This window comes from Sinorhizobium arboris LMG 14919 (assembly GCF_000427465.1).
GTDB classification, from domain to species: domain Bacteria; phylum Pseudomonadota; class Alphaproteobacteria; order Rhizobiales; family Rhizobiaceae; genus Sinorhizobium; species Sinorhizobium arboris.
Genome location: NZ_KE386497.1, coordinates 291426 through 313601, shown reverse-complemented (window position 1 = coordinate 313601; position 22176 = coordinate 291426). Strand labels below are relative to the sequence as shown.

At 55.8% G+C, this 22176-nt stretch carries 18 protein-coding genes and 2 pseudogenes; 9 read left to right on the top strand and 11 right to left on the bottom strand.

Annotation, left to right across the window (positions count from 1 at the left end; translation table 11 throughout):
* The first annotated feature begins 109 nt into the window (after window positions 1–109).
* From SINAR_RS0130330 to SINAR_RS0130305, 6 genes and pseudogenes are all read left to right on the top strand, one after another.
* Entirely contained in the window at window positions 110–1477 is a 1368-nt protein-coding gene (locus SINAR_RS0130330) for an aminotransferase-like domain-containing protein (RefSeq protein ID WP_028002542.1), read from the top strand.
* Window positions 1478–1513: 36 nt separating this feature from the next.
* Window positions 1514–2134 (top strand): LysE family translocator, encoded by a 621-nt coding sequence (locus SINAR_RS0130325; protein ID WP_028002541.1) that lies wholly within the window; start codon window positions 1514–1516, stop codon window positions 2132–2134.
* A gap of 131 nt (window positions 2135–2265) precedes the next feature.
* Window positions 2266–2522 (top strand): annotated as a pseudogene (locus SINAR_RS1000000136070) (phage integrase N-terminal SAM-like domain-containing protein); the annotation flags it as partial.
* 249 nt (window positions 2523–2771) lie between these two features.
* Entirely contained in the window at window positions 2772–3725 is a 954-nt protein-coding gene (locus SINAR_RS0130315; RefSeq protein WP_234710688.1) for an HAD family hydrolase, read from the top strand.
* The gene (locus tag SINAR_RS0130310; RefSeq protein WP_028002539.1) at window positions 3694–4536 is read left to right on the top strand and encodes a phosphoribosyltransferase family protein; all 843 of its coding nucleotides are present in this window, start codon (window positions 3694–3696) and stop codon (window positions 4534–4536) included. The genes SINAR_RS0130315 and SINAR_RS0130310 overlap by 32 nt, the downstream gene beginning before the upstream one ends.
* 66 nt (window positions 4537–4602) lie before the next feature.
* Complete coding sequence (locus tag SINAR_RS0130305) at window positions 4603–5283, top strand: ClpP family protease (RefSeq protein ID WP_028002538.1); 681 nt, start codon at window positions 4603–4605, stop codon at window positions 5281–5283.
* Window positions 5284–5853: 570 nt separating this feature from the next.
* Here the strand turns inward: SINAR_RS0130305 and SINAR_RS0130300 are convergent.
* Window positions 5854–6138: a hypothetical protein gene (locus SINAR_RS0130300; RefSeq protein ID WP_028002537.1), complete on the bottom strand. Its 285-nt coding sequence runs from the start codon at window positions 6136–6138 to the stop codon at window positions 5854–5856.
* 875 nt (window positions 6139–7013) lie between these two features.
* Here SINAR_RS0130300 and SINAR_RS1000000137985 point away from each other — a divergent pair.
* Window positions 7014–7138 (top strand): annotated as a pseudogene (locus SINAR_RS1000000137985) (MaoC/PaaZ C-terminal domain-containing protein); the annotation flags it as partial.
* A gap of 224 nt (window positions 7139–7362) precedes the next feature.
* Complete coding sequence (locus tag SINAR_RS0130295; RefSeq protein WP_050577617.1) at window positions 7363–8451, top strand: lactonase family protein; 1089 nt, start codon at window positions 7363–7365, stop codon at window positions 8449–8451.
* A 1131-nt stretch (window positions 8452–9582) separates the two neighbouring features.
* Here the strand turns inward: SINAR_RS0130295 and SINAR_RS0130290 are convergent.
* The 10 genes from SINAR_RS0130290 to SINAR_RS1000000134805 all read right to left on the bottom strand — a co-directional run bounded on the left by SINAR_RS0130290 (window position 9583) and on the right by SINAR_RS1000000134805 (window position 20796).
* Complete coding sequence (locus SINAR_RS0130290; RefSeq protein WP_028002535.1) at window positions 9583–10017, bottom strand: helix-turn-helix domain-containing protein; 435 nt, start codon at window positions 10015–10017, stop codon at window positions 9583–9585.
* Between the two features lie 363 nt (window positions 10018–10380).
* Entirely contained in the window at window positions 10381–11013 is a 633-nt protein-coding gene (locus SINAR_RS0130285) for a DUF8548 family protein (protein ID WP_209439318.1), read from the bottom strand.
* A 23-nt stretch (window positions 11014–11036) separates the two neighbouring features.
* On the bottom strand, window positions 11037–11678 hold the full coding sequence (locus SINAR_RS0130280; RefSeq protein ID WP_028002533.1) for a 7-cyano-7-deazaguanine synthase: 642 nt from the start codon (window positions 11676–11678) through the stop codon (window positions 11037–11039).
* Entirely contained in the window at window positions 11675–13012 is a 1338-nt protein-coding gene (locus SINAR_RS0130275) for a nucleoside 2-deoxyribosyltransferase (protein WP_150824051.1), read from the bottom strand. Before SINAR_RS0130275 ends, SINAR_RS0130280 begins: the two co-directional genes overlap by 4 nt.
* Window positions 13009–13371, bottom strand: a complete 363-nt coding sequence (locus SINAR_RS0130270; protein WP_028002531.1) for a hypothetical protein — start codon at window positions 13369–13371, stop codon at window positions 13009–13011. The genes SINAR_RS0130275 and SINAR_RS0130270 overlap by 4 nt, the downstream gene beginning before the upstream one ends.
* A 128-nt stretch (window positions 13372–13499) precedes the next feature.
* Window positions 13500–14432 (bottom strand): HNH endonuclease family protein, encoded by a 933-nt coding sequence (locus SINAR_RS0130265; RefSeq protein WP_028002530.1) that lies wholly within the window; start codon window positions 14430–14432, stop codon window positions 13500–13502.
* Window positions 14432–16645: an AAA family ATPase gene (locus SINAR_RS1000000134810; RefSeq protein ID WP_050577615.1), complete on the bottom strand. Its 2214-nt coding sequence runs from the start codon at window positions 16643–16645 to the stop codon at window positions 14432–14434. The genes SINAR_RS0130265 and SINAR_RS1000000134810 overlap by 1 nt, the downstream gene beginning before the upstream one ends.
* Before the next feature lie 295 nt (window positions 16646–16940).
* On the bottom strand, window positions 16941–18788 hold the full coding sequence (locus tag SINAR_RS0130255; protein ID WP_028002529.1) for a UvrD-helicase domain-containing protein: 1848 nt from the start codon (window positions 18786–18788) through the stop codon (window positions 16941–16943).
* Window positions 18785–19186 (bottom strand): hypothetical protein, encoded by a 402-nt coding sequence (locus SINAR_RS0130250; protein WP_028002528.1) that lies wholly within the window; start codon window positions 19184–19186, stop codon window positions 18785–18787. The genes SINAR_RS0130255 and SINAR_RS0130250 overlap by 4 nt, the downstream gene beginning before the upstream one ends.
* Entirely contained in the window at window positions 19183–20796 is a 1614-nt protein-coding gene (locus tag SINAR_RS1000000134805) for an ATP-dependent nuclease (RefSeq protein WP_028002527.1), read from the bottom strand. Before SINAR_RS1000000134805 ends, SINAR_RS0130250 begins: the two co-directional genes overlap by 4 nt.
* Window positions 20797–21005: 209 nt before the next feature.
* Between SINAR_RS1000000134805 and SINAR_RS0130240 the strand changes: the two genes are divergently transcribed.
* Complete coding sequence (locus tag SINAR_RS0130240) at window positions 21006–21524, top strand: hypothetical protein (RefSeq protein ID WP_028002526.1); 519 nt, start codon at window positions 21006–21008, stop codon at window positions 21522–21524.
* Window positions 21525–22176: the final 652 nt, after the last annotated feature.

The following is a 22176-nucleotide window of genomic DNA, read 5'->3' as shown; positions in this document are numbered from 1 at the left end:
AGATTCGATCTCCTCGACTGTGGGATAGTTCGTTGCCGAAATGAGTAATGCATGAGACACTTCGCCCGCCACGATAAAAGTGTCATGGGACACTATTTTTGGAGTTGATATGCTTCTCAAATCCCCATGGGAGCCGTATCTCGTTGTTATGAACGCCCCACCAAGTGAACGGCTCGTGAGAGCCTTGGCAGACGATATTCTCGAAGGAAGGCTCGCGGCAAACGATCGCCTGCCGCCCCACCGTGAGGTTGCCTATCGCTTGGGCATCGGAATCGGAACGGCGACAAAGGCTTATGCCATCCTCGAGCGCCGCGGATTGGTACGGAGCGAAAAAGGACGAGGCACGTTTGTGGCCGCACTTCCGGGATCAAGAGAAGCTGTCATTGACCTCAGTGTGAACGCGCCGCCGCGAATAGTAGGCCAGCAAATGCTCGCAAGGACGCTTTTGAACATCTCACGGAACATCGATGCGGATCTGTTTGCTCGGTATCCGCCCGACGGAGGGTACTTTGAGCACCGCAGGCAGATGGCACAATGGCTCGCCTGGCTCGGTATGCAGATGAAGGTGGAACAACTCCTTCTATGCAATGGAGCACAACAGGCGTTGTCGGTCGCTCTCGCTGTCGCAAGTAAACCGGGCGGAACGATCATCACAGAGTCGCAAACTTATCCCGGAGTAATCTCGCTGACGCGTCATACCTCTCACCGCTTAGTCGGCGTGGAAACAGATAGGGAAGGTATGCAATCTGAAGCGCTCGACGAGGCTTTGGGACGGACGAGCGGCGGTGTTGTCTATGTGACGCCCACAATGCAAAATCCGACAACGGCAACCATGGGAGAACGCCGTCGGCATGAAATTGCGGATGTCTGCCGAAAGCATGATGCCCTGATCATTGAGGACGATGTGTATTCCCTCGGTTCGTCAGGTTTTCCGCCAATCGCAATGTTGGCGCCCGAGCGGACCTTCTATGTCAACAGCCTATCCAAAACAGTCAGTCCAGGTTTGCGTATTGGTTCTCTGGTTGCACCACATCATTATGTCGATAAGGCCGAGGTCGCGCTGTCCGCAACGTCATCGATGGTATCGCCTTTTTCCTGTGCGGTCATGGCCGAATGGCTTTCAAGCGGAATAGCCCAAACCCTTCGCAAATCAATTAAGGTTGAATCTTCAAGAAGATTAGATCTGGCGAGATCCCAGCTTGGCGACGTGGCAGTTTTTCCTGACCATGAAGGCTTTCATATCTGGCTGCCGATGGCACGTCGTGAAGCCGACAATTTCGCCGCGGCAAGCCGCGCCATCGGCATACATGTGACCCCGCCCGCGGCTACGGCGGTCGATCCCGATGCCAACGACGGAGGCGTCAGGCTCTGTGTGGGAGGTCCCGAGCTTTCCGATCTCAAGACAGCTTTAGAAAAGCTGTCAGCCATTCTCAAGAATTCTGCGCTCGCTGGAAAGCCGCAGAGATCCCATGTTTAACAAGGAGTCGGTCGAAGGTCGACCGGATAGGCGCCGATGCAAGACAATATTTGGACCATTCTGACGACATTGGGTCTCTATGCGATCGTGATCATAAGCCCAGGTCCAAACTTTGCCTTGGTTTCGCGACTAGCGATATCGGGCGCTCTGCCATCAGCTTTGGGGGCAACTCTTGGACTGTCTTTAGCCGCCACGTTCTATGCCGTTCTTTCAATGACTGGCCTCGCAGTGCTGATTGTACGTGTGGACTGGTTTGCTACCGCTATCCAGATCGTTGGGGGTCTTTACCTCGTCTATCTTGGCCTTTCCGGTTGGCTTGTCTCTTCTTCTGGAGACAACACCCCGCCTCCACCCACCGGCACGTCGTGGTCCGGTTTCCGCTTGGGAACTTTGGTTGAATTAACCAATCCAAAAGGCATCACGTTTTTCCTGGGATTGTATGCCGCTACAATTCCGGTCGATGCAGATATGTCCGTAAAGCTCATCGTGTTGTTGGGCGGCTTTATGTTGGAAATGGTGTGGTACGGATCTGTGGCCATGCTCATGTCGTCTCCGCCTGCGCAAGCAGCTTACAAGAAGTCCGGAGCTTGGATTGACCGAATTGCTGGAATGTTGCTAATCGGCTTCGGCATAAAAATGCTCACCTACCGCCTCTGAAGCGCGTCGCGATTTTTCGGATTCAGGATTGAACTAACCCGCTGACGCGGGAGAGGTGAGTGTTTGGAGGCGCGGTCTCCTGATGGGGAGTTGGGGTGTTGAGAACCAACCCCTGACCAGGAGACCGACCGATGACCGACGCTCCGGTAGCGGTGAGCCCGCTGCGCCGCCGCATGATCGACGACATGACGCTCCCGCAACCTGTCGCCGGCCACGCAACGATCCTACCTGCATGCCGTGACAAAGCCGTTATTTCGGCCGCTCGCCGGAGCGGCTGGGGCTGGAGGATGTGCGCGCCTTCCGGGTGTACCTGGTGTCGCAGGGCATCTCCTGGCCGGCGCTCAACCAGACGGTTTGCGCGCTGCGGTTCTTTTACGGCGTGACGCTGGACCGGCAGCTGCTTGGCATCCTGCGCACCTGGAGATGATTTTCCTTGGCTGACGACGAGCTTGTTTCATGCGCACCGCAGGTCGTATCCCATTTGGGGCATGTCCGAAATTCGACACCACCTGTCGAATTGTGCGGTTATCGACGCAGCCTTGTTCGGCGGCATCGCTATCCCAATCATCATGGGAACCCTTTGTCATAACTAGCAAAAATCCACCGCCGAGACGCCCGAGCGCGGTTGGCACGACGTTTGCTCATTCTCAGCCATAAACAGATGGATATCGCCGGGACATTCAGGTGTCGAGCGCTGTCAGGAACAATTAATGAAAGGCAAAGGGAATATGTTAGTTCGCCACAACCCACTTTCAGAGAAGAGCGGCACCGGCAGGGCAATCTCTCCCGATGCACGCACACCGCCGTGGTTGATGCGGGTACTCCGATCCGTTTCGGACCCGCGCCGCATATGCGCGTGACGCCGAGACGGCTGCGGACAAACCGCAGATGCTTGCCCTCCGAGCGCTTTAAAGGCGGGCAGAAAGGCAAGTTGATAAGTCACATTTCTTTCGACGTCTGGAACACTCTCGTACTGCCAAACCCACGCCATGCGCTGACGAGGACGAAGTTTCTCGCGGCTTGTTTTCATACAGAAGAAGCAACTGTCAGGAATGCATACGCCGAGGTCAAGAGGTGGGTGAATCAACACGCGATCGAAACTGGGTACGCTCCATCTCTGTTCGAAAATATCCGTCTGCTTATGATGCATTGCAATGTTCACAAAGATCCGAGCCTCATCGCAAAAGCGTTCGAGAACATTTTTGAGAACTGCAAACCAATTGTATTGGATACTACCGTAAGACTAATCCAGGCGTTGGTCGAAGACGGATATGCGCTGTCACTTGGCAGCAACTCGAGCTTTATTAGCGGCCGATTGGTGCACGATTTTCTTGAGAGCTCGTTTGGATCCGTGTTTCGGTTCGGAATCTATTCTGATTTGCTTGGATATGCAAAACCGAAGAAAGCCTTCTTTAAGAAAATCATCAAGTCGTGTGACGTTGCGGCCAATAACATCCTGCACGTGGGTGACCACGCGATCTGCGATCTGCAAGGTGCGCAGAGCGCTGGAATGCATGGTGCTCTGCTGGGAAGGCCTGAAGACATTCGAGAGGTTGTGCATGAAGCAATTTCAGGAGTTTGCGCTCCATGAATTTCAGTCGATCGAGGATGCACCCTTTCGACCGGAACAATATTCACGTTTGAAATTCGGCTGCGACGAAGCGGCGCGCAAGATGGGATACGAGGTTGCAGATGCGTTCTTCGAACAAAACGCACCCGCGCTACTGGACAGTCGCTGCCTGATGGTTTCGTCTCCATACAACTTTGTTCCGAACGCAGCGACTATAATGACGATGCATTTGCTCAATCGCCTCAACAGCTACATTGTTGATGCTAAAGGCAATCACGTGGAATATGCGACTGTTCCACGAAAGATCAGTTACGTGAACGACTACGGACTCCTGTCACGGGAACATCGTAAGTCATTGATCGCGGGCGACAGGTTCTACTTCAACGCGCAACATTTCGAAGGTCGTTGTCTTCTGTTTGTCGACGACGTGAAGATCACTGGCACTCACGAAAACAGGTTAGTCGAGCTCATGCACGAGCAACAGCTCAAGAATAAAACATTCTTCCTATATTTTGCTCGATACACGGGCGATCGGCCCGACATAGAGTCCGAGATAAATTTTGCTGCAGTTAAGTCAATCAGGGACCTGAATCAGATCGTGGCGGAGCCAAGTCATCACATGACCGCTCGCCAAATCAAATATATTCTCACCGCAGATCCAAGCGAGCTATATCACGACTTTTTAAGGTTCAGAAGCGCCAGATACCTTAAGAGCCTTTATTTTAACTGTCTGCACGAGGGATATTACAGAATTCAAAAGTATAAGACCAACATAGGTGTGATCCGAGACACGATTGATCGCCAAGAATCCGCAAAGAAACTCGTGGTATAAAGTCGTATTCAAGGAGGTTGTATACCAAGAATGCCATTCTCCAATCTACACCAAGAGGAATGCTCTATGAGACGAACGTCAATATGCTTGCTCGCTACCGTTGCCCTGTCGGCTTTCAGCACGCCGCTTCAGGCTGCCACACTTCGGGTGATGAACGACGCGTCCTCTCCGCCGTCAGTGAGCACGGTCAAAATCGTTTACACGGGTGAAGTGAACCAAGAGAAGATCGCCGCCCTTGCATCCGCTCTCGACGAAATTAATCTGAAGTACAAATTCGCGCACGACATTTATCTATATATCAGCAGTCCGGGCGGGGAGGTGGATAGCGGCAATGTAGGCTATCAAGCCATCAGGAGCTCCGTCGTGCCCGTGACGACCATAAATCTATCAGAGGTTATTTCTGCGGCCACCATGCTCTACTGCGCTGGTCAAAAACGGCTTGTCTTGGACGACACGTCATTTCTTCTGCATGCTCCAACTAGCTGGATCGAAGGGGAAGTAGCGGAGAACCGCATAGTTAATCACCAAGAGATATCCGTGAGGTATCGCACCGAGTTGAAAACAATATACCGTAGCTGCACGAACCTTTCCGATGAGAGGATAGACAAGATTACCTATAGTGAAGACACTCACCTTGTTGCCGACGTCGAGAAGGCGCTGAGTATAGGGCTCGCCACGGGCACGGCAAGGAATGTGGTACCTGCTGATGCCACTTGGTATATTTATGATGGCCCTCCCAAAGGGTGATCAGATACACCGCACCAAGCCTGATTCATCCTCGGCGAAGGCGGATTGAACCATTCTTCACTCATCAACACCTAGTCACGACTCGAAGGCTGGGACAGTGGGAATCTATTGCCCATGACTTACCTCCACGTGCTGCGCGGTTCTCGCGGGCCAGAGGCCCGATGCCTGCCGTTGTCGGGCGAAGCGGTTGTTAGGATATCGGCATGAGCGATATCTTGAACGAAGCTTCTCCCGCGAAGGAATGTTTGGATACAAGCAGAATAAGAACGGTGCCCCCAGGGGTCGTAACCCGGATGTGACGTGATGAGGTGGTTGGCCTCCGCATCCGGCATCGCTGGACCATACTGTGGCTGTCAAAGGTCACATTCGGGGAACCGCTGAATCATCCAAGTCCCCCCTCCGACTATCGGAAAGAGTATCGGTGATGACGCGCCGCCGGTCCTCCGGGGCGCGTCCCGGAGAAACGGCTACGGCTCAACCTGGGAACATTCAAACGACACCACTTGGGAGTATTGATCCGGTACTCACAACGACGACGCCGTTGCGGCCGTCACTCTCAAAAAAGGGCCATCAGAGGCCTTGGCGGATATGGCAAAGATCGCGCGGAACTTGATGGCCGCCGGCTAACCGCGGACCGTCCGAACTCGATTGCTTACAGGCGATCGAGGTCGACTTCTCATCGGTGCGGCCTTTCGCCTTCGGAAGATAATTGTTGCATCTACTCATCAAAAGTCGTGGGTCACAAGGACCGTCGATGCTCTCCAACGATTTGCCGAGAAAATGGAATATGCCGGCGAAATTGTAATGATGATCTGGAGTATGGCCGGCCGCATCATTCACCGGTTTATGCATCATGCAAAATCTGCCGGTGCGGTCGCGGTGACTGATTTAGTTGAACGAAACAGTCCGGTCCCGAAAGGAACAATGAGCAACGCGTGTCCGGCAGCAGCGCCTCGCGAACTGCAGGCGAGTGCTTTAGCACGCGGCGTTGGCAGAAGTTCGCGGCCCTGCATCATAACAGCTCGTGTCGGAAATAGGTGCGAAAGTTGCAAAGTCTGGCGACGGCCGTACTCATGGCTCTCTGACTGAGATTGATGCTGGCGTGAAGCAGCCGTGAGATTCCGTCCGGCATCAGCGCGTCGCGCGCAACGAAGAGATGAGATCACGGCCCCTAAGGCGTACCTTCGTTCATCTACACTGCGAATGGGAGTCATCCAAGAAATCAATTTTCTCAATGTCACGGCATGCATTAGAAAAAGATGAGGTAGTAGGAGAGAGGAGTTTTTTCGGTGCGCCGTCAGATTGGGGGCAAGGTTCTTGGTCCAGCTTAGCGTCTCGTGGAGCCGCGCCAGCTTCGTGCCGGAAGATGCCGCAACGCGCAGCATTCCCGTCCGTCCAAAGTTGATTTCTTGAGAGCTAGACGTTTTGGCAGGCAACACGTTTCCAGCAACTCATGACGGGCCCAGCGCTACAGCCGAGCGACCGGAGGACGCGATGAAATCGAGAAGGCGCTTACCGCCGTGATCAATCGCAGCTACGCACCGCCTTCCTTCCACTTGCCGGCAAGCCCTCGATGGCTCATGGCGTGGGCGCATTCCCGTCGATCCGTGGTTAGCTCACGATTGAACAGCTGTTGGTTAACGTCAATCGTCCCACTTTCTAGAGCCTGCCCGAGCGGCCCGAGGGTCCCTCTTCAGGACGTACATGTCGCAAGAAATTCACTTTCCGATATTAAGGATCTGATCGGCAAGGAACTCGGCGTCTTCGAGTTGATTACCGTGACGCAGAAGACGATCGACAGTTTGCCGAGACGACGGGTGATTTCCAGTTCATCCACACCGACCCGGTGCGCGCTTATCTCACTGTATGACCCGGAGTTTCGCAAGGCCTTGGATGGTCTCGGTGCGGACGTTCCAAAGCCCAGATGAGCGCGGCGGGGTAACGTCGGCGATCTGATCGCCTTAGAGAAGCAGCGCTCGGCGGACCTCATCAAGTCCACGAGTGTCACGGTCTCTCAGTACCCTGGTTTAGTGTCCGGCCAGTTGGCTCGGCAAGCCCTACTGGCGGAAGACCTCTCGAATGGAGGCAAAAGTGAGTTTGTTCGCATATGTCGGATGCCGCACGACCGAAGAACGCAATGCAAGAGGCCGAGGCATCAGCGTCTACAGGATCGACGGGCAGAGCTCGCAATGGAGCTTGCTGCAACTCCTCGAAACCGAACCTAATCCGTCTTTCCTCGCCCTGCACCCGATGCTGGACATTCTCTATTCCGTCCACGGCGATCTTGATCTCGTGACGTCCTACTCGATCAATCCTGAAACCGGTCTTCTGCGGAATATCGACCGCCAACGTACTCGCGGCCGGAACCCGGTTCACCTTGCGCTCGATCCAACGCACGGATGGCTTATCATTGCGAACTATCGCACCGACAGCATCGTCAGCCTGCCAGTCTCATCCACCGGTAATCTCGGGCCTGTGAGCCATCTTGCGGCAATGGCCGGCAAGCTGGGTCCTCACCGCGATGAACAGAACTACGGCAGACCACATCAAGTCCCCTTTAGCCCGTCGGGAAAGTGGATCCTTGTGCCGGAGAAAGGTTTCGACCAGATCGTGTCCTTCAAGCTCGATCCTGGAAACGGAATGTTGGAGGAAGCGGCGCGATGCCGCTGCCGGGAGGCAAGCGGTCCACGGCACCTCGCCTTTCACCCCGTGAGGGCGCTGGCCTATGTTCTGAACGAACTGGATTCGACCGTCACCACATACGACTTCGACGATGACAACGGCAGCTTACACCCGATCGATACCGTATCGTCCCTCCCCAGGGACTATTCAGGCGACAACCGCGCATCGGAGATAGCATTATCAAAAGGTGGCGACTACCTGTATGCCTCGAACCGAGGCCACGACTCGATCGCAGTTTTCCGCCTAGGCAGTAATGGAAAGCCGGCAAGTCCATACTGGCTGCCGAGCCAAGGCACCACGCCCAGGTTTTTCGCTTTCGAGCCAGATGAAAAGCACCTCTATGTCGCTAACGAAGACAGCGACACCATTGTCGAATTCAGACAATGTGACCCCGGCAATCTTGTTCCGACAGGCCAAGTCATCCCGACCGGCAGCCCTACGACAATCGTTTTTCGAAAGGGGAACGCAAGGTCCCACGCGCGGTAGGGCCGCTTCAAAAAGGGGCGTCGCGCGCTGGTGGAGGGCCGAGAAACGACCAGCGGTCGCCGCTCGCGCGTTCTCGCCGCGACCTTGCTGACGTCATCAACATCGTAGCGAGACTGGTGCAGGTCATTATCAGACATCCGCGGGCACGTTGGTGCTCGGTGGTCGTGTCACCCCAGCATATGGCGACACGGCTGTCACAGAAGTATCACAATAAGCTTGATTAGAGAGAGCTCACAATTATCGCTTCCGTGTGATGCCGGTCTACGGGTCCCGTCTCGCGCATGAATGAGGCGCCTGTGCCATGCATTCTCAGCAATGCTGCCCTGTAACCTAAGGTACTATTCAATGATGGCGGATGGTTTATCTTCGCGATTGTCAGCGCAGTACCTCCTCCCATTGCGCAGGACGTCGATCGGTTCCACTCCTCCTCCCAAGGAGCCGATCAAAATTCAAGGACCCCGGCGCCTCCTCCCGGCCCGGGGTCTTTTGCATCGTACGGCTGGTACGGGTAGGGGTCGCGCCACACCCTAGCGCCTTATCGACAGGCGTGGATGGACGCGGAGGGGGCTTCGGGGCCTGGCGGCTCAGCCGGCGGCTTCTTCGAAGATGTCCTGGCCATGCGGGGATTAACGCACAAGTCCCAGAAAACGTCGCATTGACTGTTCGGATGACCATGGTTGCAGGATTTGCAGGTACACATCAGAAAAGTCGGAAGAAAGACATACGTGACGAATTATCACGTTGCGCCGTCCCTCAAGCGGCGTCAGGTCCAACCTGTTTTATGGTGCCCGCGCCGCGCACGCGCGGGCACTCGCAATTGCAGCCACGGTCATCCGCACTAGAGCTCGGTCTTCCCTTCAAGCGCAATCTTCAATGCTTTGATAACGTCAGCGGCATCGACCAGGGCATCTCTGATATCTGTGGCGGAAAGGTCGCGGGCGCGCTCAGACGCTACTCAAAGGTTCTATCAGCACGTCCTTGGCGCCGTGGCTGCGGGCGGTTCCTGTCTGCTCGCGCATGTCGCGTGTCGTATCGATCGAGCGATCGAAAAGACCGCTGACTTCATAAGCGACGGCTTCTCGGGCTCGTTTGCGGCGCGTATTAACTCAGAAATGAAATCGGTCGCGAGACTCATGCCGGATTCTGTTCGGCGAGCGCTTTCACGAGGCCGAGGGTCCGGCTCCGCACCTTTTGGTCGGTGATCCGGGAGAAGGCGCGAATGAGCGCAAGACCTTCATGGCTTGACGCGAACTCCATGATTTCTGTTTGCAGCCTCTTTTGGCCGCTGCGGTCGCCGCCGTCGACTGCCGCTGCGTCGGGCATATCCTCGAAGAAATAAGAAACTGGCGCATCCAGCGCGTGTGCGATCTGCTGAAGTCGGCTTGCACCTACGCGGTTGGTGCCTTTCTCGTATTTTTGTACCTGCTGAAACGTCACTCCGATAGCCTCCGCAAGAGCCATCTGTGTGACGTGCATCCACACTCGGCGCATCCGAATTCGACGGCCGACATGAATATCGACCGGTTCAGGCTTTCCCTTCGATCTGTCGGGGCTAGGATTCAGCATGCACTTCTCCATGTACTTTCAGCGATAGAGCCCCCGCCTATCGCTAGTGTTTGTCTCAGTGCCTACCCTCGCGCGCTGCGATAAACCGCAATAACAGACCGCACGTCAAGTCAGATAAGGAGGAACGGAACCGCTTACCGGGGCAGTCGGTCCCCGTTTCCGCCCTTCGGGCGGCGCTTCTCTAATCGGCGTGTCGAGGTCAAGCGCCTTTCGCGCTTTTCCCTAGCCGGGACGAGATGACATCGTCGTCCGCAGTCGGCCCCAAAACGACTTTCCAGCCACGGTTCACGAACGACCGCTTCGCGCCCCCGTTCCGGTCGCTAAGTCTCTGTTCTCGATGCCCAAAAGCCGATACTGTTTGGCCTAAAACGCGAACGCCATTTGCCGCGCAGTCAACGACGACTCGCGCTGCCAAACCCATGCGTCGAACTCCCTTCTTGAGACAGACAAGAGATCGGCCGCGTAGCAGAAAACCGCCTTCAGGAAATCGTAGTCATCTTCCATGACACCGACCCGCTTCGCAAAGGTTCGGACGTGACGGTCTACGGCGACAGAGTCGATCCCGACCAGGCAGCCTATGTAGTCCACGGTCTTGGGGCCAACGCCCCTTACGCCTCGAAGAGCTGTCGCGAACCTGTCGCTGTCCTGCAGGCGCTCCTTTAGGTCATCCACGCTTTCAATGGCCGCGTCGTCGAGGAACAGAACAAGGGCGTCGAAACGGCCAACCTTTTCCTGGTGGGTCCAATTGAGAAATGCAGGCGTCTCCCCGCGCTCAACCAAGCTACGCAGGCCGGACGTGCGGTTCAATTCAGGATAGTCTGCCAGGATTGCCAGGATACGCGGCCGAACCACGGAGTTGTAGTTCAGTCCGGCTTGCAGAACCGAGTCAGCGAGCAGCGCCCCCATGTGGTCGTAAGCGGGCCGGATTTCGAAGCGCTGTAAATCAGCTCCCAATTCCTTCGCGTAGTCGGCAACGCGCCGAGCCGCGACGAGCATTTGAACTGCCGACGATTGCATGGCTACCCGACCTTTGCTTTGCGATACGCAAGACCGGCCTCCTCTAGCGCACGGATGCGCTCAACACAATTGGGACAAGCGCCACAGGGGAAATCACTGGCCGCCTGGCACGAATAGGTCCGTCCTATTGGCACGCCCAGGCGGATTGCAGCCTGCGCTACTTCCGTCTTTGATGAGTACCGAAATGGCGAATGGAAACGGACCGGGCCGACGTTCTCGACGAGGCCGTCCAGCTTGTTCATGAATTCGGCCGTGCAGTCGATTTCCTTGGCGTGGTTGCTGTTGATGAAGCCCGTGTATACTTCAAGGATTCCAAGCGTTTGGGCACGGGCTGCGGCGGCCGCAAAGAACAGCATAGTCCGGTAGGGTACATAAAGGTCATCGTCTGCGACTTCCTCGGTCCACAAATCCGCTTCCTTGATCAGACGGGATGACGACCCACGGAAGAGATCGGAAACGTCGCAGCGTTCTGGCCTGCGCATCTCCGCGGGCAGAACTTCGTTCGCCCGGTTCCACTCCATCTCGACGCAATGCTGTCCGTAGTCGAAGAATATGGGGAAAACGTCCGCTCCCTCGGCGACGAGCGAATAGGCAACGGTCGTCGAATCCAGACCACCTGACGCAAGTAGAATGACCTTTTTCATGACTTCCTCTTCCGCAGATCCGACAGCGCCATGAATAAAGCGTTCAAACTCGTGTCGAGATCATCTGAGTAGCTAGCGCTTCCCCCGATGACCATCGTATTTTCATTCTGTCGACGGGGGTCGAATGTTACGACAGCCTTCTCCACGGCCATCGCCATTCCCATTTCGATCAGAGTGCCGGGGTCGCGTTCCAGCGGGATCGCGAACACGACTTGGCATTCCTCAAGCAACGCTACATCAGCCGCATAGGTCCTAAGGAGGACGGCCTCCGAGCTTCCCAGCGGCAGCTCGCCGTTCTCGACGACCGGGCGCCGGACCGAGAAGTTGTGGTAGCTGAGGGCCGCGACCGCGCGCTCGATCTCAGGCTTGTGAAGGTAGGAGAAGTCGGGGGCTGCAAGATAGATCTGAAACTGCGGGCGATCATGCCACGGCAGGATCGTTCCGCCGAGATCGCGCAGCTCCTTGAGCGAAAGCGCGAGTTCTCGCTTCGTGTCTCGCCGGAAATCGTCGGGGAAGGTGGTCTGCGAGTAGACCGTGGCGGCTTTCGCACCGCGCCATCCTGCCTCTACCCATCCACGGGCGTGAAAGCCGATCATAACCGCGGAATAGACATCGCCGACACCGACGGAGTTGACCGTATTGGACAGCGTTGCTGGGATTTCTTCGACCGCATGCGTACGCAAATCGAACAGACGGCTTCCGCCGCGGTTCTCCTTGAGTAGGAATACCTCGGCGCCGAGTTTCCTTGCGCTGTCGAGCATGGGCTCCACCGACAGGGATCCTGTTCGCACAAAAAGTGGCGACGACGTCGATATGATAATTGCGCCCAGGTGTCCTGAGAAGTCATTCAAGATCGAGAAATCGTCCGCGTCGTAGGCGATGTCGAAGCTTAGGCGGGCATTATCACCTAGGAACGGGCGCACCGCGGAAAGATCATAACTGCCGGGAAAGACGAGAACATCCCGGTAGCCTGAAAGTGACGTGCCTACATCGAGGATCCTAACGGATTTCTCAGTCCTCAGAAGATCCTCGTATCCCTGATCGGAGACTTCCGTTGCGTCACCAATGACCATGACATTCGGCGCGCCCGAAACTTCTCCCAGCCAGACGAAGTCATTACATCCATGCGCCGCCAGATATGCTCGGGCCTGGCTGACGAGATAACTCGGGCATATGGCCGCTACCGAATACGGTAAGTCGCAGGCCCAGAGCCCGCGCGCGGCATGCACGATGCCTCCAAGGCGAAGTTTGCATGCGACATCCGTCCGGGCGCTCGTAAAGTCGACGACGATCTCGCCGACCACCAGGAGCGGCAGATCGTCAGCCGCGGTCATTGGGGCGTGAAGTCGGCTGCGACGAAGGGGAACGGCTGCAAGCCGGAATCCGTCACGATGCCGGCATAGGTGATGCCCTCCTTGAGGCAGCCAGCCAGATAATTGAACTTGGTCGGCAAGGCTCCGACCTTCTTGCCATTCTCTGTCACAGCGAAGATCCGGCCTTCAAACACGATTGAGAGGACTGTGTCAGCGGCAGGGACGGTGTTGTTGGTAACGAAGAAATCGCATTGCCCCACTTCCTCCAACTTTGCCGAGAAAGCCGTTCGACAAGGATCCTTGCCACTGGAGCCGCCTGTACCATCCGGTCTCTTCGATCCACTATAATCCGTAAAACTGCCCGAACCGGAGCTTCCCATCGACCCGTTCCCCCAGATGCTCACAAAGCCTGTCTGCAACCTGAAATGATTCTAGCGGACGCGCAATCTCAACGAACAGTGTTTCCTCAATTACATTGCCGCAATGGGCTTGAGGTGAGCCAATCGCTTTATGGATCTGCGAGCCGGGCGGCTGACTCGTTGGCCTCAGTGCCCTGCATGCCTGCCACGCGAGCCGATAGTCGGTTCGCAAAGTTCTCAACGAATACACGGGCCATCGCCGAAAACGGCTTGTCAGGCTCGCAGTAGCGCCTCAGTGCATCGACACCCCTGAGTGCGTTTCGAACAGCGAACTGGGATCCGCCATTGGCGGCGTCCTCGGCGAGGTCATTCTCGATTTCGACCGCCCTCAGGCGCAGCTCACGAAGCAAGCCTGTCCGCAACTGGACGAGTTTTGTACGGTTCAGTGCGAAAACATTGATCGTCGCGAGCGCGCGTTTCGCAAAAGCAGGATCCGTCGTTAAGGGAAGCGCGATCGAGAACGTCGTGCTGGTCGACCACGTCAAGTACTGGCCGGGATCGTCGACTGTCGGGTCGAGAATATCGTGATCTTCGTCAGGCAGGCTGTCGGTAGGTGCGAAAGCTCTGACGCCTGAGATAGGAAAATGATTGCCTTTTCCAGCGGTCTTTCGCGGCTTCTTTCCCTGTAAGGCTGCATACTCGGCTTCGGTCGTGGTTACGGTGACGAGATGCTGGCAGCGGCGCTGGTTGCACCCTGCACACGATGGCAGCAAATTCTCCCATTGCAGCGCAAGCCACCAGTAGCCACGGTGTGTGGGTTCGCCATCGACCCGTCCTTTCGGCCGGAAGTGTTCGACTTCCATACCGTCGCCAAGCTGGTGTTCGCAGTAGGCGCACTTGTTGTCAAAGAGTTTGTCGAGCGAAAACTTCACATCGAATTCTTTGTATTTCGAGAATTCATAGGATGCCGATGTGGTGGCAGCGTAGTGCGCCACGGCCTCACTCCGCTCCGTGGAAACGGCTGCTGAAGGATTGGTTAGAGATGCCGGCGCAGCAACTGCATTACGGTTGACGCGCCGCATCAGGGAATTTTCCTGAGCGCTGCGACGACTTCCTCGACGGCCTCGGCTCGTAAGTCGGTTCGAGATCTGCCCTCCGGACTCTCTCGCTCGGCGAGATAGCGTTCGAGCGCTGCCTGCATGATTTGCTCAGAAGGCGTATCACCCAATGACAGGCGCTTTAGCATTGCCTTCGTCTGCTCTGAGACCTGGATGCTAAACTCGCCTGTCGGACGTCGACGAGCATAATCGTTGGCTTCCTTCAGAAGTCGGAGTTCTAGGCCCGGATCTGCCGTGCTTGCGAGACCGAAATAATCTGAAGTCAGCAATTGCTCGGCTGTCATGCCGCGAATGCTCGGAAGGTCTCGAAGTTGTCTAACCTCGCGGCCTCCACTGCGCTGCAGCACTACAACTTCTCCATCGTCCATGCCTCGCAGACATAGAGGGTCATGGGTCGTAGCGATGAACTGGACCTTCGGCAGCACGCGTCGCAGCGAGGTCATCACCTGCATTTTCCAGCGCGGATGCAGGTGCGTTTCGATCTCATCGATCAGTACCACTCCCTGCGCTTCCTCGAGGTTGTTGAAGTACTGTGAAAATTCCCGAAGCATATCGACTGTCATCGTGAAGACGGACCGATAGCCCTCGCTTAGAGCCTCGATAGAGGTCGAACGCCCATTCGCGTTGACCTTTATCGTCTGGCCCTCCCTGAGAAGCTCGTCGTCATCGTCCATCGCAAGAACTACGCGCAGTGCCGCAGCGATCTTTTCAAACTCGGCATGAGTTCTGGAATTGAGCCACTCGTCTGGATATGGGATCGTGGCCAAGGGATCGAAGAGCGTTCTCACGCGGGCTGCGGCGCCGCCTCGGTAGTCGCGTTTTTTGGGATCAAAGTATCTTCTTGGACCGTAACCAAGAACGATGGTCGCTTGATCCTGCCCACCGACAAAATTCGTGCTTGGGTCGAATGTGAAACCGGAGGTTTGACGTGTGTGGTGGAAACTAACATGAACGCCCATGGGTTTCTGGTCGAGCTGGTCGAGGCGATCGCGTTCCTCACTCCTCACGGCTGCTGGGAAGAACTTTGCGAGCTTTCGGCTCTCCTTCCTCCCGATCAATGCGAGTGCGATCGCTGAAAGAATGCTCGATTTTCCAGTAGAGTTTTCTCCGAGTATCATCAGACAGGGTGCGCCAGCGCGGTACGCTCGGCTTGCAGGAAGCGTCAGTCTCAGCGCGTCGATTATCTTGAAGTCCAGCACCGTGATTTGACGGATTTCCTGGTTTGATGCGAAGAACAGGTTCGGTCGGGCAAGCGAACTGTCGTCGTATGACGAGGCATGCCATTCAATCGCTCGCGGAGTCGTTGCCTGGTCGCTATCGGATAGTGATCGCAATCCATCCAGAAGGTGCTTCCTGTCAATTGCGCTTAGTCTTCGGATATATGATTGCAGCTTGTACGGAAATTGAGAGGGCTTTGAGCGAATCAGTGTCGGCGGCAGAGCAAGCCTTTCGCTCCCCAGGCGCCTCCAAATCTGTCCCAATGCGCCCGCGTGGGACGATCCTGGTTTTAGATGCGCAAACTCAACGTCAGGTGATGACGAGGCAATCTCCAATTCATCGAACATCGTATTGACGGCCGTTCGACGGCTTTGGACGAGTTGATCTCGATTGAGGTCGAATATGTCGATGGTCGCGCTGCCCTGAGCAGTGATCGGCTCGACAAGTCCGGTACAACGGAACAGCAAATGCTTGCTGGGATTGTCCTCACAGGGGTCCAGCAAGAGACGTCGCTCTCTTCGATTGATAGAATCATAAGTGGACAGAAAGTCGGCGCGCTTGCCCTCCACAGGAAACCTATTGCCTTTCGCCTTATCACAATAGGCGCACACGGCATGCAGGTTCGGCCATTCGAAAGCGAGCCAAAGGTAATAATCCTCGTCGACTTCGAAACTGTCCCTCACGAACCGAAGCGGTCTGAAGTGTGCTACCCGAAGAATGCTTTCGTCGTCTTTGAATTCCTCAACCGCTCTCTCGCAGAATGCACAAGTCCCGTCGAAAGCCTCATACAACTCCCGTGTAAGTGAAGGATCGAAGAAAAGTGACTCATTGAGGTTATCGCGCCGCGACCGCCTCTCAACGGGATCGCGCCGCAGATATTCAAGTAGGCGCTGTTTTTCGGCGAGCACTACCTCAGAGGAGAGAAAAGCGGGTGGCCCCCGTCTGTATATGCGTCTCATTCGGTTCGCCTCATCGTAGTATTCCACTCAACCTGACGTATATTTATAACCTTAATGCATGGCAAGGTCGGCCAGATTGGTGTGCGAAGTATTTCCGTTGTTTTCGTTGAAAGGTCGGTACTTCGAAGAGGGCTACCGCCAGGACTTATGGTACATCGAACTAAGCTTGTATAGGACATTGTCGCAGCGGCAATCTCTGAAGGGAGTAGCGCTGCGGGCAAGACAAACGCCGGCGATTTTAGTCGCGCGCGTCTGTGATGCCGTGGAGGGCCGCTGCCCAAGACGCAGTCAACCCTTACGGTTTGGAGACGAACCGCACTCCGGCCTTTTCCAGGTGATCGACAAAGTCCCGCACGTTGGTAAAACCCTTGCTGTCTTTCGCGAACGAAAACTTGATGCGCTCCCTTGCTCTCGAAAGAGCAACCAGAAAAATGTTGGCGTCATCGGCGCTTTTCCAGAACGCGTCATCGTTCAGTTCAACGAAGATCACAGTTTGGAATTCAAGGCCCTTGGACTTGTGGATGGTCATGAGTTTCACAACACGGCGGCCTTCGATCAGATCGATGCATCCTTTCCAGTCGGGCTTCTGACGTGCGCATTCGTCAAAGAAACCCGAGAATGCGACCAAGACCTCCGACAGATGGCTGTTGCCCTTGTACTCAGGGAAGGCTCTACCGAACTGTTCCTGTCTCGAGGCGGGCATCACAACTTGCAAGATCTCCTTACCGCCGACCGCTGATGTATCCCGCTGGCGCAGTAGCTCTCCAAGATCACTCGTCAGCGATTGCACGGCCCTGAGGCTCTGTGCGCTTCCTCGTTCGCTCGCGATATCGAGCCCCTCAAGGTCGGCAATAGTGTCCCTGCACACCTGAAAGGGATCGCCGACGCGAACGTTCGCGGCCATTTTCAGTGCCGACATGATAAATTGAAAGGCTCGCTCTTTCCCCAGATCCTGGATTTCGAGACTTCCAATCTTCCGGGAGTCATTTCGCAGAGGTACATTTGCATTGGCGAAATGTTCTCTCAATCGGTCTTCGATGCGGTCGACACGCAACCTGGCCAAAATGACGAAGTCCTCCGGCGTGCGCCCATTGTCGAGCTCTGACTTGATGAACTTTGCCAGGAAGTCGGCCTCGGCGTCCCGGCTGTTGAACACCCATCCCTCTACAGCGTCTGGAGGAACGGGATCGTTTTCCCGAGCTGAATGAGTCAGTACGGGGTTCGCTTCGAACATTGAAGCAACGGCATTGATGAGATGAACGACTGCGCGGTTGGAGCGGAAGTTCAATAGAAGCTTCGATCCCGTCGCGTAGAAGTCGGAGTTAAACTTCTCGAACACATCGGGGAGCGCGCCTGCCCACGCCATTATTGCCTGGTTGGTGTCGCCCACTGCCGTGATGACGGCACCGCTGCCATGGAAGGTCGCCTTGAAAAGCCTGTACTGCAGATCGGTGACATCCTGAAACTCGTCAAGGAATACGTGCGAGTATGTCTGCCGTAGTGCCGACACAATGATTTTTCGCGTTTCGATGATCTTCAACGCAAGCAGCATCACCATCTCGAACGTTATCGTAGACCGGCGGTTATCCCGCACACAGTATTTCCACCACCGCGTTCTGATCTCGTCAGTCACATTCCCGAATAGATCGCCCGACGGCGTCGAGTGCACGAGCTTGTAAAGCTGGGAATCGTTGAAGTTGCCTACGCTCGGGATTTCGTCTGAGACGGCTGCCCGGAACGCATTCCAGGTGTCCCTGTTAGGCGAGAATATCCGATAGTCGGGGGTGGGGCGAATCTCAGGTGGCAAGGCCTCAAGAAACTGGTCGAGGACACGCTTGGCAAATCCATGGAGTGTCAAGGACTCGAACCTTGACGCAAGGGCGGGGGCGCATCTTGCTGCGACGCGTTCCTGAAGGTTTCTCGCGGCGTCGACCTTGAACGCCAAGGCGAGGATCCGCCTGGGATGCGGACAAGTTCCTGTCGTTAGAAGAAAGTTTGCTCTCTGCGCAAGCAGTTCGGTCTTTCCCGCGCCAGGGCCTGCGAGGATGGATCGGGAGTTGGCGTCGCGAGCGATGTTCAAGGAGTGCTCGTCGAGAAGGACACCATCCGATGGCTTCCAGTCCTCGGGGAGGATGTAGCTCATGACATTATATCCACGTGTGCACTGGCTTTGGCCACGAGTTCCTTCGCTCTCTCAATGAGGGCTCGAAGCGGCTCAGGGCAACCGGACCGTATCTCTTCTTTTGTCAGCTTTGAGAACGCCATCAGATGCGATCCGGGTTTGGAGGACGACTTGAACAGGGCCCGGTAGATGTGGACTTGTTCTTCCGAGATTTCGATCCCTGTCGGAGCAATCTCTGGGAGACCCTTGCCACTTTCGCCGAAGACGGCTTCCATCAGCTTCTTCCGCGTTTTCTCATCGTAATCTTCAGCGACATAGGCCGTCTTCGCCTTGTAGGCGCTTAGAAAAGCTTGAATCATCATCATGTCGAGATCAACGGGGGCGGAGTAGAAGATGTCCCACCTACGGAGCCAATTCACCCAGGCAGATATCCTTGTCCTGCTAGGACCTCATTGCCAGGAATGACCGTTGCGGGAACTTGAACGTCGCTGTTAGCGGCCGAAGCGTACGTAGGAGTGAATTCAGGCCCAAGCTCGGTGCGCCAGTCAACGGCATTTTTCAGGCGCCCGGTACCGCCGCCATGGCGACCGAGATCGAAATCAAGAAGGGTCAAATGGGGGACCTTTAGACCGTTCAACAGTTTCCATAGATGCTGCGCGTGTCGCCCCCCAATGGATACGTACGCGGTGAAGGAGGGGTCGAGGCTGGCTTCGAATGCTTCCGCGACCTTTGGTATTACGACACGTTCGGTATCGCCTTCGCCAATGATCACCAGGCGCGCAAAGTAGACCTCGGGGTTCGCTAGGATGACCTGTTGGATGAATTTGTCTTCCTCGCTGCTTTCCTGGGGCAACGGCAGCTCGAGCGCGGAGCTCGTGAGGGTTTCTGGAGAGTTGCGGAAGTAGCGAACGTTCCGAGGCGGGATCCGGCTCAGGATACTGGTCGCGTGGCTGGTCACGATCGCCTGTGCGGATCCAGTTTCGTTCAGCTTGTCTAGGAGGGCGACGCGCCGCGGAAGATAGAACGGAGAGAGATGGTTCTCCGGTTCCTCGAGAGCGAAGATCGTGAGCGCCGGGAATGTGGAATCGGAAGGATGAAATCCGCTGAGGCCGTTTGGCAAGGACTTCTGCATTTCCCAAATCAGGGTCTGATAGGTGGCAGCCAAGGCGAAGTAAAGAAGCGATGTTTGTCCTTCGCTAAGCTCTTCGAGATACCTCTGGCCACCGCCCGGTGACTTGCTGAACCGTATTGTGAGATCGCGGATCAGCTTCTGAAATTCGGTTGCCACCACGCCGAGGCGCGGCGTGCCGTTGTAGTGCCCGTCGTGCAGCGACTTCCAGAAGCCATCGAGGGTCTTGCTTACATACTTGATCGCCTCCGTGGCATTGAGGTTATCCTCCAAATCGTCGGCAAATCCCTTCGATTTCAATCGCGTATCGTCGCTCCAATCGGCCGACGATTCCAATCGATGTAGCAGGTTTCTCAACGCAGTCTGGCTGACGCCACGGGAGTCCCTGTGGGCGGGAATATAGATCACTTCGGCATACTGGGTCGGCCGCCCGCGGAGCGGGCTCTTCCGTTCATCGTCAGGACCGAATGGCACGGGGTCCAGCGTCTTGACAGAATAGATCTTGGTCTCGAGGTCATCGGTTGCGCTGTCGCTGCTCGAGAACTTGCATTCGAGCCGGATCCTGACCTTCAGTGTGTTGTCTGAGGCGGAGAAGAAGAGATCGTTAAAGACCATCGGTTCGGTCTCCGTGGCAAAGCCGAACACGGCATCGATCACGATCTCTCGCTCAATTCCCCTCAGGGTCTGCACGTCCTCATTCGGACCGAAATGAACGTCCGATAGACGGATCTGCCTCTCTGCGGCGACAGGCGAAAAGAGCCGCTTCAGTCCTTCCAGCGCCGCGGTCTTGCCCGATCCATTGTCACCTACGAAAGCACTCGTGCCGGGCTTCAGGGTGATCGTGACCGGCGTTGCGCCGAAGCAGCGGAAGTTCTGCAGGGTGACGGTTTCGATATGCACGGCTTTCCTCAGTATGGAATCGACGCACAAAGCCTGTCTGAGGGGGATTTAAAAATCAACTCAAGCTTGCGCTGTGAAAGCCTTAACCCTGTGAACCAAAATGTGTTCTTCTCACGTCGAGTTACCCTTCCAATCGCGCTCTAGGCGTACCATCAGGGCTGCGACCTAAACTTATGGATTGCAGTCGGGCTGCCGTACAAGGAGCAATAATGAACCGTCCAAAGTACCACGCGTTGATTGCAGCGTCAGTGATTGTAGGGATGGTCTCGAACATAGACCCCGCTTCGGCGACGAGTCGCGATGATCTTATGAAGATCATCGGCCGCGAGGATCAGGTGCAGGGACTGCTCGATAAGGGACAGGGCGCTGTCGAAGGCTTCCAGATCATGTTCGGATTTTCCAAGATTTGGAAGTTCTGCTCGAAGGACAAACAGACGGTGATGTGGGACAACGCTGTGGAGGGGAACGCAGCGCTTCAGTGCTGTGTAGCCTGGCACACCGCGGCACCACATGTCGCCGCGATCAAGGTTGTGTTGCCATGGCTGTCCGATATCGAGGACATGTCCACGCCGAAAGGCTACGAAAAGCAAACAGAGATTGCATCCTTCATGGCGGGCAAGATCATCTCGGAGCAAAACGAGAACTTGTCTAAGGCTCTTGGCACGGTGGCTGACTCGACCCTCGCCGGAACGGTAAATCTTTGCGAGCGAGGAATGCGCGAAAAGTGATTCGGCCAGCACCACGATTTGGCCCCCCTTCCGAGCCGGCGGCGTCATGTTTGCTCTTTCTCCACGGAAGTTGTGAGAAATGCGTCCCTGGCGAAACGCTGCTGCTTCGATTCACCGGAATGACTGCATTCTGTCATCCAACTGTAAGCGACGCAGGAGTTGTCGACGTCACAAAGGCGGTCCGCACGATCAGGTCGTTCCGGCGGCGGCCAGGAACTGTCGTATGGAGGGCCTCTGAACGGTAGATTTATCCGTAATCGTGGTCCACGTACAAGCCATTCAAAGACAGAAAGTGGCTTAGTTCTGACGGCAGCATTTTTCAGTTGCGGCCTCGGACCAGACAGTCTGCAATCGGCCCCACTCACGACGTTCGACGTGGTGTCCCAATCTATCTCTGGGATGAAGGCGATCCACCGATCAAACGCTGCCGTGCATTTGATCGTCGCAAAGTGCATGACTAGCTGTTTCAACGGGACGGCATGTGGAGGCTCTACAGCTGGAGTGCCCTCGAGGCGAGGGCATCAGAACAGGCGCTAAAACCAAAGGAGCCACCTCGACAAAAGACGAGCCACAAGGCCTGCGGTGAATGCCCTTCATCTAGTATTTGGTAACTTCGCCTGGCTTGGGTCTCAGGTGCTAGGTGTCATAGGCA

What these genes read in the sequence shown, in the direction of transcription:
- SINAR_RS0130330 (WP_028002542.1), top strand. Translation starts at nt 110, where the DNA reads ATGCTTCTCAAATCCCCATGGGAGCCGTATCTCGTTGTTATGAACGCC.
- SINAR_RS0130325 (WP_028002541.1), top strand. Translation starts at nt 1,514, where the DNA reads ATGCAAGACAATATTTGGACCATTCTGACGACATTGGGTCTCTATGCG.
- SINAR_RS0130310 (WP_028002539.1), top strand. Translation starts at nt 3,694, where the DNA reads ATGAAGCAATTTCAGGAGTTTGCGCTCCATGAATTTCAGTCGATCGAG.
- SINAR_RS0130305 (WP_028002538.1), top strand. Translation starts at nt 4,603, where the DNA reads ATGAGACGAACGTCAATATGCTTGCTCGCTACCGTTGCCCTGTCGGCT.
- SINAR_RS0130300 (WP_028002537.1), bottom strand. Translation starts at nt 6,138, where the DNA reads ATGATGCATAAACCGGTGAATGATGCGGCCGGCCATACTCCAGATCAT.
- SINAR_RS0130295 (WP_050577617.1), top strand. Translation starts at nt 7,363, where the DNA reads ATGGAGGCAAAAGTGAGTTTGTTCGCATATGTCGGATGCCGCACGACC.
- SINAR_RS0130290 (WP_028002535.1), bottom strand. Translation starts at nt 10,017, where the DNA reads ATGCTGAATCCTAGCCCCGACAGATCGAAGGGAAAGCCTGAACCGGTC.
- SINAR_RS0130285 (WP_209439318.1), bottom strand. Translation starts at nt 11,013, where the DNA reads ATGCTCGTCGCGGCTCGGCGCGTTGCCGACTACGCGAAGGAATTGGGA.
- SINAR_RS0130280 (WP_028002533.1), bottom strand. Translation starts at nt 11,678, where the DNA reads ATGAAAAAGGTCATTCTACTTGCGTCAGGTGGTCTGGATTCGACGACC.
- SINAR_RS0130275 (WP_150824051.1), bottom strand. Translation starts at nt 13,012, where the DNA reads ATGACCGCGGCTGACGATCTGCCGCTCCTGGTGGTCGGCGAGATCGTC.
- SINAR_RS0130270 (WP_028002531.1), bottom strand. Translation starts at nt 13,371, where the DNA reads ATGGGAAGCTCCGGTTCGGGCAGTTTTACGGATTATAGTGGATCGAAG.
- SINAR_RS0130265 (WP_028002530.1), bottom strand. Translation starts at nt 14,432, where the DNA reads ATGCGGCGCGTCAACCGTAATGCAGTTGCTGCGCCGGCATCTCTAACC.
- SINAR_RS1000000134810 (WP_050577615.1), bottom strand. Translation starts at nt 16,645, where the DNA reads ATGAGACGCATATACAGACGGGGGCCACCCGCTTTTCTCTCCTCTGAG.
- SINAR_RS0130255 (WP_028002529.1), bottom strand. Translation starts at nt 18,788, where the DNA reads ATGAGCTACATCCTCCCCGAGGACTGGAAGCCATCGGATGGTGTCCTT.
- SINAR_RS0130240 (WP_028002526.1), top strand. Translation starts at nt 21,006, where the DNA reads ATGAACCGTCCAAAGTACCACGCGTTGATTGCAGCGTCAGTGATTGTA.